Source organism: Pantoea sp. X-Soil-TKNS-1211 (genome assembly GCF_059730495.1).
In genome coordinates, this window is sequence record NZ_AP035953.1 from 579349 (window position 1) to 593466 (window position 14118).

10 protein-coding genes are annotated in these 14118 nt (G+C 57.4%); 4 read left to right on the top strand and 6 right to left on the bottom strand.

What is annotated here, in order from left to right; genetic code table 11:
* Positions 1 to 175: 175 nt before the first annotated feature.
* From fepD to AC6I8W_RS02605, 3 genes are read left to right on the top strand one after another with little or no spacing between them, the layout of a single operon-like run.
* Positions 176 to 1132 (top strand): Fe(3+)-siderophore ABC transporter permease, encoded by a 957-nt coding sequence (gene fepD, locus AC6I8W_RS02595; RefSeq protein ID WP_497836860.1) that lies wholly within the window; start codon positions 176 to 178, stop codon positions 1130 to 1132.
* Positions 1129 to 2100: an iron-enterobactin ABC transporter permease gene (gene fepG, locus AC6I8W_RS02600; protein WP_497836861.1), complete on the top strand. Its 972-nt coding sequence runs from the start codon at positions 1129 to 1131 to the stop codon at positions 2098 to 2100. Before fepD ends, fepG begins: the two co-directional genes overlap by 4 nt.
* Positions 2097 to 2897, top strand: coding sequence for an ATP-binding cassette domain-containing protein (locus AC6I8W_RS02605; protein WP_497836862.1), 801 nt, complete (start codon positions 2097 to 2099; stop codon positions 2895 to 2897). The genes fepG and AC6I8W_RS02605 overlap by 4 nt, the downstream gene beginning before the upstream one ends.
* A gap of 86 nt (positions 2898 to 2983) precedes the next feature.
* On the opposite strand, the gene AC6I8W_RS02610 is transcribed toward AC6I8W_RS02605, so the two are convergent.
* The 3 genes from AC6I8W_RS02610 to fes are packed head-to-tail and all read right to left on the bottom strand — an operon-like array spanning position 2984 to position 8356.
* A complete protein-coding gene (locus AC6I8W_RS02610) occupies positions 2984 to 6901 on the bottom strand; it encodes an enterobactin synthase subunit F (protein ID WP_497836863.1) in 3918 nt (1305 codons plus the stop codon).
* Complete coding sequence (locus AC6I8W_RS02615) at positions 6894 to 7115, bottom strand: MbtH family protein (RefSeq protein ID WP_497836864.1); 222 nt, start codon at positions 7113 to 7115, stop codon at positions 6894 to 6896. Before AC6I8W_RS02615 ends, AC6I8W_RS02610 begins: the two co-directional genes overlap by 8 nt.
* Before the next feature lie 29 nt (positions 7116 to 7144).
* Positions 7145 to 8356, bottom strand: coding sequence for an enterochelin esterase (gene fes / locus AC6I8W_RS02620; RefSeq protein ID WP_497836865.1), 1212 nt, complete (start codon positions 8354 to 8356; stop codon positions 7145 to 7147).
* A gap of 253 nt (positions 8357 to 8609) precedes the next feature.
* Between fes and AC6I8W_RS02625 the strand changes: the two genes are divergently transcribed.
* Positions 8610 to 10862, top strand: coding sequence for a TonB-dependent siderophore receptor (locus tag AC6I8W_RS02625; protein ID WP_497836866.1), 2253 nt, complete (start codon positions 8610 to 8612; stop codon positions 10860 to 10862).
* Here AC6I8W_RS02625 and pmrB read toward each other — a convergent pair.
* From pmrB to dacB, 3 genes are read right to left on the bottom strand one after another with little or no spacing between them, the layout of a single operon-like run.
* Positions 10859 to 11917, bottom strand: a complete 1059-nt coding sequence (gene pmrB, locus AC6I8W_RS02630; RefSeq protein WP_497836867.1) for a two-component system sensor histidine kinase PmrB — start codon at positions 11915 to 11917, stop codon at positions 10859 to 10861. The two genes, AC6I8W_RS02625 and pmrB, sit on opposite strands and share 4 nt — an antisense overlap.
* Entirely contained in the window at positions 11914 to 12576 is a 663-nt protein-coding gene (pmrA, locus tag AC6I8W_RS02635; protein WP_013507690.1) for a two-component system response regulator PmrA, read from the bottom strand. Before pmrA ends, pmrB begins: the two co-directional genes overlap by 4 nt.
* Positions 12576 to 14009, bottom strand: a complete 1434-nt coding sequence (dacB, locus tag AC6I8W_RS02640) for a serine-type D-Ala-D-Ala carboxypeptidase (RefSeq protein WP_480367853.1) — start codon at positions 14007 to 14009, stop codon at positions 12576 to 12578. Before dacB ends, pmrA begins: the two co-directional genes overlap by 1 nt.
* Between the last annotated feature and the right edge of the window lie 109 nt (positions 14010 to 14118).

Below are 14118 nucleotides of genomic sequence, written 5' to 3' on the forward strand. Positions count from 1 at the left end.
CGCCTTTTTGCACCAATTTTCCTCATCTTTCGCGAGGCGAGTCATGATAACATAGACAAATACGAGTAATAACGATAACAAATATCATTATCACATTTACCCTACGCACGCGACGACGTTGATCATTAAGGTTCATAACACTATGCACCAGACTCGTGCACTTGCAGGATCAGGGATGCTGCTGGTGCTCCTTATTGCTCTCAGTTTAATGCTGGGCGCAAAATCCATCTCTTTTTCCGATGTTTATCATGCCGTTACCACCTCCTGTGGTAGCGCGGATTGCGTTATCGTTCGCGAGGCTCGTCTGCCACGCACCCTGGCCGGATTACTGGCGGGGGTGGCTCTGGGATTGGCAGGGGCGTTGATGCAAAGCCTGACGCGTAATCCGCTGGCAGACCCCGGCATCCTCGGTGTGAATGCCGGAGCCAGTTTCGCCGTGGTGCTGGGCATTGCGTGGTTTGGCGCGAATACCCCATCCGAATGGCTTGGTTTTGCTTTTGCGGGTGCGTTGCTGGCTTCGTTGTTGGTGTCGATGACCGGCGCGATTGGCGGTGGACGCGTCAATCCGGTGCGTTTAACCCTGGCGGGCGTGGCGCTGAGTGCGGTGCTGGAAGGGCTGACGTCGGGTATCTCGCTGCTCAATCCTGACATCTATGATCACCTGCGTTTCTGGCACAGCGGCTCGCTGGATATCCGCAACTTTACCATTTTGCGCACCCTGTGGCCTGCTGTCGCACTGGGTAGCGTGGTGGCTATCGGTTTGTCGCAGGCGTTAAACAGCCTGAGTATGGGCGGCGATATGGCGACTGCGCTGGGCACGCGCGTGGCACGGACCCAGTTGCTGGGGCTGCTGGCGATTGCCTTGTTGTGTGGTGCAGCGACCGCCGCGGTCGGACCGATTGCGTTTGTTGGGTTGATGACACCGCATCTGGCACGCTGGCTGGTGGGCAATGACCATCGTTGGCTGCTGCCTGCTACCGCGCTGGTGACGCCGATCCTGTTGCTGACGGCGGATATTATTGGTCGCCTGCTGGTGCCCGGTGAACTGCGCGTCTCCATTGTTACCGCCATGCTGGGTGCACCGATGTTGATTGTGCTGGTACGGCGCAAACTCGCGCGGGGTGCCGTATGACCGGACGCGTCATGTTTCATACTTTCTGGCTGCTGCTCGGTTGCGGGTTGATCGCGTTCCTCGCGATGACGCGCGGTGCCTTGCCGGTCAGCGGTGAACAAATCTGGCAGGTGCTGCTGGGGCAGGGTGCTAACAATATCAAACTGATTGTCCTTGAGTGGCGTCTGCCACGCGTCTTGATGGCGCTGCTGATTGGCGCAGCGCTGGGTGTGAGTGGCGCGATTTTCCAGTCGTTGCTGCGTAATCCGTTGGGCAGCCCGGATATTCTTGGTTTTAACACCGGGGCCTACAGCGGCGTGCTGGTGGCGCTGGTGCTGTTCAACCAAAACGCCTCAGCGATAACATTGGCAGCGATGATTGGCGGTATCGCCACTGCCGCGCTGGTTTACCTGTTTGCCTGGCGCAACGGTGTGGAAACCTTCCGTTTGATTATCGTCGGCATCAGCATCCGTGCACTATTGATGGGCCTTAACAGCTGGTTGATTATCAGCGCTTCGCTGGATTCTGCCCTCAGCGCCGGTCTGTGGAGCGCCGGTTCGCTTAACGGTATCACCTGGAACAAGACGCCGCCGGTGATCGCGGCGTTGTTGGTGGCGCTGCTGCTGGTGGCGTTGCTGGCGCGCCGGATGCGTTTGCTGGAAATGGGTGATGATACCGCCTGCGCCCTTGGGGTGCCGGTGGAGCGTAGCCGTTTATGGTTGATGCTGCTGGGTGTGGTGCTGATTGCCGCCTCGACGGCGCTGGTCGGCCCGATCTCCTTCGTGGCGCTACTGGCACCACAGATTGCCCGTCGTCTCGGCGGCGGTATGCCGCTGGCGGGGCTGTGTGGTGCGCTGTTGCTGATTGCTGCCGATTTCGCGGCGCAGCATCTGTTCCTGCCTTATCAATTGCCGGTGGGCGTGATTACCGTCAGCCTTGGCGGCCTTTATCTGATTGTTTTACTGGTGCGGGAGGCTCGACGCCAATGACCGAAATCTCTACCCGTCTTTATGGCGAAGGGTTGACGCTGGGGTACGACAAAAAAGTGGTGGCAGAAAATTTGTCGGTGGCGATCCCGGAAGGAGAGCTGACGGTGATTATCGGCCCGAACGCCTGTGGCAAATCAACCCTGCTGCGCACCCTGAGCCGTCTGAATACACCGTTGAAAGGCCAGGTTTTTTTGGATGGTGAAGCCATTGCGCGCTATCCCACCAAAGAAGTGGCACGTCGTCTGGGCCTGCTGCCGCAAAGTTCTAACGCACCAGCAGGCATCAGCGTGACTGAGCTGGTGGCACGTGGGCGTTATCCACATCAGGCGCTGTTTGGGCGCTGGCGTGCCGAAGATGAAGTTGCGGTACAGCAGGCGATGCTGGCTACCGGGGTGTCGGATCTCGCTGATCAGCAGGTGGATACCCTGTCTGGCGGTCAGCGTCAGCGCGTATGGATTGCGATGGTGCTGGCGCAGCAAACGCCGTTGCTGTTGCTCGACGAACCGACCACCTGGTTGGATATCACCCATCAGATTGAATTGCTGGAATTGATGCAGGATCTTAATCAGCAGCACGGTCGCTCGCTGGTGGTGGTGCTGCATGACCTGAATCACGCCTGCCGCTATGCCACGCATCTGATTGCCATGCGCCACGGACGGATTATTGCGGAAGGCAAACCGGCAGAGATTGTCACGTCAGCGCTGATTGAACAGGTATATGGCTTGCGCTGCGTGATTGTGGAAGATCCGGTGGCGCATACGCCAATGATTGTGCCGTTGGGACGGCCAAGAACATAACTTATTGTAGCGGCGCGATTTATCGCGCGGTTCCGTGCGCGGTGCTGGAAAAATCCGCGCGATAAATCGCGCCGCTACATTCTGGATTACAGTTCGCTCAGTAGCCGTTGCAACAACGGGCCAATCTGCTCAAACATCTTCGGCGAAATGATATCGACGTGGGCGCAATCCATCGGCCATACCTCCAGCTCGCCCACATAAGGTGCCCAGGCGCCGCGCGCATCCTGTCCCGGTTGCTGCGTCTGCTCCGCGAGGAACAAGGTGGCACGACCACTAAAGCTGGCGCTGCGTGCGGTCGCCAGCAGGCGTACCGAACTGGCGTAGTTGGCTTCAATGGTGTCAAACATCGCCTGCATCTCTTCACCCGCCTGATGCCGTTGTGCCGCAATGAACTGCTCACGCTCGCGGTTCACTTCGTCCAGCACTGCCGGGTCCAGCACGTTCTCGCCGCGCTTTTCATCCCAGTTCTGCGTCTCTGGCGGCCAGGTATCAAGCAGGCCAAGGAAAGCCACCTCTTCACCGGCCGCCGCCAGTCGTGCCGCAATTCCCTGCGCCAGCGTACCGCCGAGTGAATAGCCGAGGAAATAATAAGGACCGTGCGGCTGCACCTCGCGCAGCGTGCGCAGATGGGCTTCGCACACCTCGTCGAGATGCAGGCTTTGATTCAGTGGGCTGGCGGTATCGGGCGACTGAATACCGATCAACGACCAGCGCGCATCCAGGTAGCGTTGCAGAATGCTGAATTGCCACGCAAAACCGGATGCCGGGTGGAAACAGAACAACTTCGGCCCGCTTGCCTGACGTAGTGGCAACACCGCCTCGAAACCGGCCTGCTGGTGAGACTGATCATCACTCAGCAATGCCGCCAGCTTCTCGACGGTGGAGGCAACCATGATCTGTCCAACCGTAACCTGCTGCTGGAGTTCACGACGTAGCTGGGCAGCCAGACGCATCGCCAGCAGCGAATGTCCGCCGAGGGCAAAAAAATCATCCTGGGCGCTGATGCTGTCGCGCGCCAGCAACTGACAAAACGCCGCTGCCAGCTGGCTCTCCAGTCCTGGATGCGGTTCGCGCCCGGCGCTGGCGGCTGCTACCTGTGGCAGCGGTAGGGCTTTACGATCCAGCTTGCCGTTGCTGCTGAGCGGGAACGTCTCCAACTGGACAATCGCCACCGGCACCATATGGGCGGGCAGTTGCTGGGCCAGTGCGCTACGCAGGGCCTCACCGTCTATGGTGTGATCGGCGATGACATAACCCACCAGTTGGCGGGCATCGCCCTGTGCCGCCGCACCACCCAACACCACGGCGTGCGTCACGGCCTGCTCAATGCCTGGCTGGTCGCACAACAGATGATCGATTTCGTTGAGTTCGATGCGCTGACCACGAATTTTCAACTGATCGTCGCTACGGCCAAGGTATTCCACTGCCCCGTTATCGAGCCAGCGCGCCACGTCGCCAGTGCGATACATACGTTCGCCATTGCCTGCCGGATCGGCAACAAAACGGCTGGCGGTGAGATCGGGACGTCCCAGATAACCATGCGCCAGTTGAATACCGCTCAGATAAAGATCGCCCGCCACACCCGGCGGCACCGGTTGCAAGCGTGCATCAAGAATACGCAGGCCGGTATTCCAGACGGGATAGCCAATGGGTACGCTGGCACCCTCGACCGCAGCCAGTGATTCGCCAAACGCCGGATACCAGCTCACATCCACCGCTGCTTCAGTCGGGCCATATAAATTGTGCAGAGGAACATGGGTCAACTGCTCCCACTCACGGGATAAATCGGTTGGCAGTGCTTCGCCGCTACAGAACACACGGCGCAGGCTGGCGCAGTTGTTAATCGCCGCATCATCCTGCAACGCGGCGACAAACGCGGCCAGCATTGAAGGAACAAAGTGGGTGGTGGTGACCCGGTACTGCGCGAACAGTTGTTGCAGGGCTTCGGGATCACGATGGGCTTCCGGCGGAGCCATCACCAGTCGGGCGCCCACCAGCAGCGGCCAGAAAAATTCCCACACCGAAACGTCAAAGCTGCTGGGGGTTTTTTGCAACACCACATCATCAGCCTGCAACGGATAGTGATTTTGCATCCACAACAGGCGGTTAACGATCGCCTCATGGCCGACCAGTACCCCTTTAGGACGTCCGGTAGAACCCGAGGTATAGATGATGTAGGCACCATCCTGCGGTTGCGGCGCGCTGCGCGGGGCAGGGACATCTGTATGACTAAACAGCGCATCGAAATGCAGCTGACTGACGCCGGAGATGGCGGCAAAACGTGGTGCGAGTGATGCCGAGGTGATCAACGTTTGTGGTGTTGCATCTTCCAGCATCAGTTGCAGGCGATCATCAGGGTAGCCGGTATCCAACGGCAGATAAGCGGCACCGAGCGAGACGATCGCCTGAAGCGCCAGCGACAGTTGCACCGAACGCGGCAGTGCCACAGCAACAATATCACCACGCGTGACCCCGGCCGTACTCAGTTGCTGCGCCAGCGCAAACACCTGCTGCTGCATCTGGCGGTAGCTGAGCTGATGCTGGGCATCGGCCAGTGCGGATGCATCTGGGGTTCTCTCTACCTGCTGGGCCAGCAGCGATGCCAGAGTCTCGGCAGGTAACGGGTGTGGCGTGTGGTTGATATCCGCCAGCCAATGATGTTCTGCTGCAGTCAGCAGATCCAACTCGCCGCACGGGCGTTGCGGCTCAGCGGCCAACTGTGTCAGCAACAGCGCGAACCGGCTGGCGTGACGTTGCAGCGTCGCCGGGTTGTAGCGTTCGGCATTGGCCAGCAGTTCCAGCGTCAGCTCACCCTGTTCACTGATATAGATGGCGATTTCCAGATCGCGCACCGGGCCGGAAGCCAGTTGATGGGTGACGCCCTCCACACCGGCGAAATCCAGCTGGTAATCAAACATCTTCAGGTTGATCACCGGGCCATAGATCGGATCACCATCACCGAGACGGCCCAGATCGCGCTGCACTTGTTCAGCATCGTAACGCTGGTGGCGGCGCATTTTCTTCACTTCACCCGCCAGTTGCGTTGCCAGTGCGGCCAGCGGTTGCGCTGGATCGTAATGGATCGCCATCGGCAACACGTTAATCACCGGCCCGGTGGCGCACAGGGCGGCTGAACCGATGCGGCGCATAAAGATGAAGCCCGCCGAGAAATCGTTTTGCCCACTGAGACGCGCCAGCCATAACCCGACCAGCGCAAAGGCGAGATCGGCGGCGCTGTGCTGCGGATGTTGGCTGACCAGCGTCTGGAAGGTGGCGCGATCCAGCGTCAGGCTATGACGCAACAGATCGGTGCTGGCGCTTTGCCCGGCCAGCGGCTGGGGTGCCAGCGTGGCGGGCGCGGGCAGGGAGGCACCTTTTTCACGCCAGAACTGGCGGTCACGCTCGAAGGAGGAGGATTGCTGATAACGCTGATACTCTTCCACCACTTCGCTAAAGGGGATAAACGGCGTTGGTTCTGGTTCCTGCTGGCGCGCCCAGGCGCTGTACAGGTTGGCGATACGGCGCGTCAGGGCGGTAAAACTAAAACCATCCACCACCAGGTGGTGATAACGCTGATACCAGAACCAATGCTGCTCGCCGAGGCGGTACAGGCAATGATGATATAAGGGAGCTCCGCTCAGCACGCGCAAGTCGCCATTCATATCTTCACGCATCAACGCGCGGGCCTTGTCAGCGGGATGCTCGTCTGAACGCAGGTCAACCAACTGCGGCGGGCTGAAGTGCTGGGCCTGCGGCCATTGCAACGCTTCGCCGTCCACTTCACCGAACGCCATATTCAGCGTATCGGCTTCCTGCATTCCGGCGATGATCGCTTTGCTCAGCAAGGCGCTGTCGATATCGCCATGCAATTCAATAAAGTGTGCCACCGCGTAGGCGTTGTGATGGCGTGACAGCTGATCGGCAATCCAGATACCGGGCTGCGCCGCAACCAGTGGCAGGGTCTGTTGTTCGGTGTGGGGTCGATTCATCAGGAATTCAGACATTGTCGCTCCGGTTAGTGTCCTGCGTCACTGGGCGGATATTCCCCCAGTTCTGTTCCAGCCAGCTGAGGCAATCTGGCTGTGGCTGGGGGCCATACACGGCATGCCAGCCAGCGGGAAGGTCGCTAAACGCGGGCCATAAACTGTATTGTTGCTGCGGATTGCGCAGCACCAGACAATCCTGCTGCGGATCGTCGAAGGGATTGCGATGTTCCATGTCGGCTCCTGAGTCCGGGCGAGATGAATTTATGTCGGGGTGCGCCACAGCGCCTGTAAGCCAACGAGCAGGCCACCGCGCCAGCACAGCGCGTCATGTCCACCTTCTACCGGTTGGTAGTGCACCTGATATCCGGCGGCTTGCAACATCTGTTGCAGTTGCTGATTCGCCTGCAAAATCAGTCCTTCACGTTTGCCCGCTTCCAGCCAGAAACGCAGCGGCTGACGCGGTGCCAGCCCTTGCTCCAGTTGCTGCAACAGCCAGCCATGCGGGTTACCACGCTCCGGCCACCAGAAGGAGCCGGACAGGCTGATGGCGTTGCCAAACTGCTGCGGCCAGTGCAGCGCCGCGAATACCGAGGCCAGGCCGCCAAAGCTTTGCCCGGCGACCACGGTGCTATCGGCCTGTTGTTGGTACGGTGCCCACTGCGCCACCTGGGGGAGTAATTCCTCCTGCAAGGCTTGCCAGAACAGGGCGTTACACGGCAGCTCACGGCTGCGATGCTCACGATCGATGATGTCGATAAACAGATAGACGGCGGCGGGCAATGCGCCCTCATCGGTGAGTTGTTGCAACGGGCCAGCAATCGGCATGCTGTTAGCCCAGAACTGGCCGTCGAGCAGAATGGCCAGTGGCCGGGACGTAGGTTGCGCCTCACCGGTGCAATAGATCCACACCCGGCGGCTATTGCCGAGTAAGTGGCTGTCCCAGCGATATTCTTGCAGGGCGATTGCGGGGGCGCGGCCTTCATCAATCGCCTGCCACAGCTGTTGATTGGGGGCCTGAGGCAGATGCAATGGAGAAACGCCCATGCCGCGTCCACCTGACCAGCCACGCAAGGCATTGAGCGGATCAGATTGGGCGGTGGGGAATTTGTCGCGCCACCAGTTGCGCAGCGCGTACATGTCGACATCACCGGAAAAATCAGTCGCCTGCTCATCCGGCATCAGGCAGTAGCTGCCACGCCAGTTGGCTGGCAGGGTGGTTTGCCAGTACCAGACATCGGTAGTGGCAACACGCATCAGGGATTGCGGGGCGCGGCGCTGGTGGTGATCGGTCACACCGGTAATGTTGATCCACACCCGCTGGATACGTGACTGCGTCTCGTTGCCCTGCGGATCGCGCCAGAGGAAAGTGACCAGGCATTCGCCGTCCACTTCACCTTCCACACGCGGGATACCTTTACTTTGTTGCTCCTGCCACCAGGCTTCACTGCCGGTCAGATCATTTAGCCAGGTCATAGGTGCTGCCAGTCGCCATTTACTCAAGGATTCTTTCACAAAGGTGATAAATAATACTATTGATAATTATTTGCATTTGCAATAGGGTGTTTCCGCTCATAAATGAGCGCGCTCGTTCCGCCTGTCAACTTTCCCATTAAGGAAAGGATGCGCAACGGATGGCACTGCCAGGCTTGGAACGGGGCTTTGATAAGGACTGTGACCTTCTCACCGGCTCGCCAGTGACCTTTACTGGCAATCCAGGAACGAAAAAATGACAAAATATTCGCGTTTATCATTAGCTATTCTGATTGAACTGGGCCTTCTTTCCAGCAGCGTCTGGGCAGCAGAGACCTCCAGTAGTACGACTACCAGCACAGACGCCAATTCACACGATGGCGGCACCATGATGGTGACCGCCGAGCAACAGACGCTCCAGGCTCCCGGTGTTTCCACCATCACCGCTGATGAAATCAAAAAGCATCCGCCAGCCCGTGACGTCTCAGAAATCATTCGTACCATGCCGGGTGTTAACCTGACCGGTAACTCAACCAGCGGCCAACGTGGCAACAATCGCCAGATCGATATCCGTGGCATGGGGCCAGAAAACACCCTGATTATGGTCGATGGTATCCCGATTACCAGCCGTAACTCGGTACGACTTGGCTGGCGTGGCGAGCGTGACACTCGCGGTGATACCAACTGGGTGCCACCGGAGCTGATCGACCATATTGACGTGATTCGTGGTCCGGCAGCGGTGCGCTACGGTAACGGCGCGGCGGGTGGTGTGGTGAACATCATCACCAAAAAATACACCGATCAACAGTGGCACGGTTCCTGGAATACCTATTTCAACGTCCCACAGCACAAAGATGAAGGTGCAACTAAACGCACCAACTTCAGTCTGCAAGGACCGCTGGGCGATGATTTCAACTTCCGTTTATACGGTGGTTTAGCCAAAACGCAGGCTGATGCCTACGACATCAACGAAGGCCATGCGGCAGACCGTACCGGGACTTACGCGGGCAGCTATCCGGCGGGCCGTGAAGGCTCAGTCAATAAAGATATCAATGCGTTACTGAGTTGGGCGTTTGCACCGATGCAGACACTGGAACTTCAGGCGGGCTATAGTCGTCAGGGTAACCTGTATGCCGGTGATACCCAGAACACCAACACCAGCACGCTGGTGAAAAGCAAGTACGGCGACGAAACTAACCGCATGTACCGCCAGAACGTCTCGCTGAAGTGGACCGGAGCCTGGGATAACGGCGTCAGCACCAATACCTGGGGACGTTACGAGAAAACCCGTAATAGCCGTATTAATGAAGGTTTGGCTGGCGGCACCGAAGGGATCTTCTCCAACAGTGGTTTCAACACCATCCAGTTGGATGACATCATGCTGCACAGTGAAATCAGCATTCCGTTTGAATGGCTGATCAACCAGACGGCAACCCTGGGTACCGAATGGAACCAGCAGCGCATGAAGGATCCGTCTTCAACCACGCAGGCGGCCAACTACGGTAGCGTACCGGGCATCTCCAATACCGGACGTAGTCCTTACTCACAGGCTGAAATCTTCTCGTTGTTTGCTGAAGACAATATGGAAGTGACGGACAGCACCATGCTGACGCCAAGCCTGCGTTTCGACCATCACTCGATTGTCGGTAACAACTGGAGTCCATCACTGAACCTGTCGCAGGGACTGGGCGATGACTTCACGCTGAAGATGGGTATCGGTCGTGCTTATAAAGCGCCGAGCCTGTATCAGACCAACCCGAACTATCTGTTGTACAGCAACGGCCAGGGGTGTGCTGACGCCTCCAGCGCCTGTTATCTGCAAGGTAACAAAGACCTGAAAGCGGAAAACAGCATCAACAAAGAGATTGGTCTGGAGTGGAAACACGAGGGCTATCAGGCTGGTTTGACCTGGTTCCGTAACGATTATCGCAACAAAATTGAAGCCGGTATGGTTTCAACCGGTACGGCTTCCAATGGCACCACCAACATTTACAAGTGGGAGAATGTGCCAAAAGCGGTAGTTGAAGGTCTGGAGGGAACGGTTAACATTCCGTTCTCCGATGCGGTGACCTGGAATAACAACTTCACCTATATGTTGCAGAGTAAGAACAAAACCACCGGCGACCGTTTGTCGATTATTCCGCAATATACCCTGAACTCCACGTTGAGCTGGCAGGCGATGGAAGATCTGTCACTGCAAACCACCTTTACCTGGTATGGTAAGCAAGTGCCTAAGAAGTATGACTATCATGGCGATCCGGTTACCGGCAGCGCCACCGATCAGGTTAGCCCTTACTCCATCCTTGGCATGAGCGGTACGTATGATGTGAACAAGTACGTTAGCGTAACCGTGGGTATCGACAACCTGTTCGACAAGCGTCACTGGCGTCAGGGTAATGCCCAGACCACCGGTAACGCCAACACCGGCTCTTATCTGTACGGTGCGGGTGCCAATACCTACAACGATTCAGGCCGTACTTACTACATGAGCCTCAACACCCAGTTCTAATTCAGTGACTGAGGTAACTGGCAGCGGGCAATCAGTCCGCTGCCATCTTTACGGTTCAGCAACGCCAGACGACCACGATGCATCTGCACGATGCGCAGCACGATATTCAAGCCCAACCCACTGCCGCCGTAGCGTTGATCGCGACGCCGAAAGGCTTTGGTTAACTCTTCTGCCGCGCTGGCTTCGATGCCTGGTCCTTGATCCCAGACTTCAACAATCACCTGCTGTGCTTCCTGACGTAACACTACCTTCACTTCACTACCTTCCGGGCTGTAGCGCGAGGCGTTTTCCAGCAAATTGCGCAGCATCAGACGCAGCAATACCGCTTCGCCCTGTTGCGGTATGTCGGCACCCTGCGGCCAGTGTAGTTGTTGCTGACGTTGCTCATAAAGTTCGGCCATCTCGGGCTGGAGCGGTTGCATGATGTCCTGTTGCCAGTGCAACTGTTGATAGTGACCACTCGCCAACGCCTGCCCTGCGCGTGACAGCATCAGCAACTGTTCGACGGTGTGCATCAGTTGATCAATGCGCGCTACCAACATTTCGCTCTGTGGCACGTTCTGTTGTTGCAGCAATTCCAGATGCAGTCGTAACCCGGCCAATGGTGTGCGCAACTCGTGGGCGGCATCGGCGGTGAACAAGCGTTCCTGCTGAATGGTGTGATCCAGGCGCGACAGCAGCTGATTAATTGAGGTGGTCACCGCTACGATTTCTTCCATCTCAGAATAGAGTGGCAAAGGTGACAGGTTATCGGCGGAACGATGCGCCAGGCTGTTTTGCAGTGACTTGAGCGGGCGGATAATCCAGTTAATCGCCCAGAAGGAGAACAATAACGTCAGGCACACCATCACCAGCGAGGGCAGTAGCAACGAGGCTATCGCTTCACGGATTTCATTTTCAACGTGTTCATTGCGTGCTTTAGCGGAGAGGGTTTCACTCACCAGAAAACCGATTTGCTCCCGGCTTTCGTGCCACAACCATACGGCGCTCATGATCTGGCAGGTGAGCAGAATCAGCGCCAGCATAATCAGTAATCGCTGACGCATACTGTTCATTCTCGTACTTCCAGCCGATAACCTACGCCGCGTACGGTTTTGATGCGGTCTTTGCCGAGTTTGCGACGCAGATTGTGAATATGGACTTCCAGGGTGTTGGATCCGGGATCATCGTTCCAGCTGTAGAGATCCTGCTGTAAGGTTTCACGGTGCACATTCTGCCCGACACGCATCAGGAGGCGTGTCAGCAGCGCGAACTCTTTAGGGGTGATCTCCAGAGGCAGGTTTTCCAGCAACACCTGCTGAGAACTGAGGTTGAGGGTCAGATCGCCCTGCTGGAGCAGGTTGTCGCTGTGGCCCTGATAGCGGCGAATTAACGCGCGCGCGCGGGCCTGCAACTCAACCAGCGCAAAAGGTTTCACCAGATAGTCATCAGCACCGGCATCTAACCCGTCTACGCGATCTTCCAGCGCATCACGCGCGGTGAGAATCAACACCGGTACGTTGATCCCGTCGCGCCGCCACTGGCGCAGCAAGGTCGCGCCGTCGCGATCCGGCAAGCCGAGATCCAACACGATCAAACTGTACTGGCCGCTGCGCAGTAAGGCGTTGCTTTCTGCGGCGCTGGCAGCACAGTCCACGGCGTATCCCTGGGCGCTCAGTGCCTGGGCCAGGCCCGATTGCAGCAGCGCATCATCCTCAACGATTAACAGTTTCATCAGTTGTTCTGGTAAATGTCCTTGTAGAGGCGGCTCTCAAAACGCACCAACGGAATACGACGTGTCTTTTGATCTTCCGGCGGGACAGCGTAGCCTGAAAGGTACTGCACAAAGGCGACACGCGCGCCGCTGGCCGTGGTGATAAATCCTGCCAGATTATAGACGCCCTGAAGTGAGCCGGTTTTGGCTGAGACTTTGCCATCCACTCCCGCCTCATGCAGACCACCACGATATTGTAGCGTGCCGTCATAACCCGCCAGCGGTAGCATCGAAATATAATTCAACGTCGAATCATTTTTGGCAATGTATTGCAGCACCTGCATCATGGTATCCGGGGCAATCAAATCATGGCGCGACAGGCCGGAACCATCCACCTGAATGCTGTTACCGAGATCAACACCGGCTTTTTCGCGCAGAATACGACGGACCGCGTCAGAACCGGCGCGGAAGGTGCCTGGCACGTTAAAATAATGATGGCCGATGGTGCGGAATACGGTATCGGCAATCATGTTGTCCGATTTCTTCAGCATGGTATGCAGCAGATTATGCAGCGGTGCAGATTGTGTCGAGGCTAACACCGTGCCCGGCGATGTCACCTGTGTCTGGCGCACCAGATGGCCGCTGTAATCAATATCTGCGGCCCGCAGCTCATCTCTGAGGATTTCACCCGCCCAGGCCGCACCATCCTGTACCGCAAATGCCAGTGGCAGCGGTTCGGCACGTTGACGCATACAACCGGTCAGGGTGTAGCGATTCAGTTCACCAGGCACCACGTCCAGCTCGCAATATTGTCCTTCACCACTGTTGCGGCCCAGGGTGCGGACCTGGCTGAACATATGCGCCGGATAATAAGAGGCGATACGCACAAAGGCATTTTCGCCCGGCGTGTTGGCGCTGTAGAGCGAAACGGAGAAACAGTTTTTATCAACAATCGCCGCACCCGGCGGGGCACTGAAACACTGGGTCAGGTCGTTCCACGGCCAGCCTGGCGCCATATCATGGCTGGCGAAGACCGAGGTATCGATCACCAGGTTGCCTTTAATATGGGTGATGCCCTGCTTTTTCAGTGCGGCAACCATGTTGCGCAGATCCTGACGGCTTAGCGTCGGATCGCCAGCAAAACGCGCCACCAAATCACCGTTCAGCGTACCGTCGCTGACGGCACCTTTGGTTTCCAGCGTGGTCTGAAAACGGAAGTCGGGTCCGAGTTCCAGCAGCGCCGCCAATGCGGTGACCACTTTCATGGTACTGGCCGGTAGCGCCATCTGTTTGCCATGAAAATCGATGATCGGGGTTGATGCGCCCACTTTTTGTACCATCAGCGCCAGGTTTGCGCCGTCTGGCAAATACTGCATGTATTCTTCAACGGGGGCTGCTTGCGCCTGCAGCATAAACGCACAGGTTAGTCCGGTAACAAGTCGTGAAAATCGCATAATCTCGCGGTAACTGACGGGTGAAGGCGACAATACTACGTCCCCGGACGGTGCAAAGTAAACGATGACCCACAGGGAACTCTGGGGTAAAATACGTATCAAAATGCAA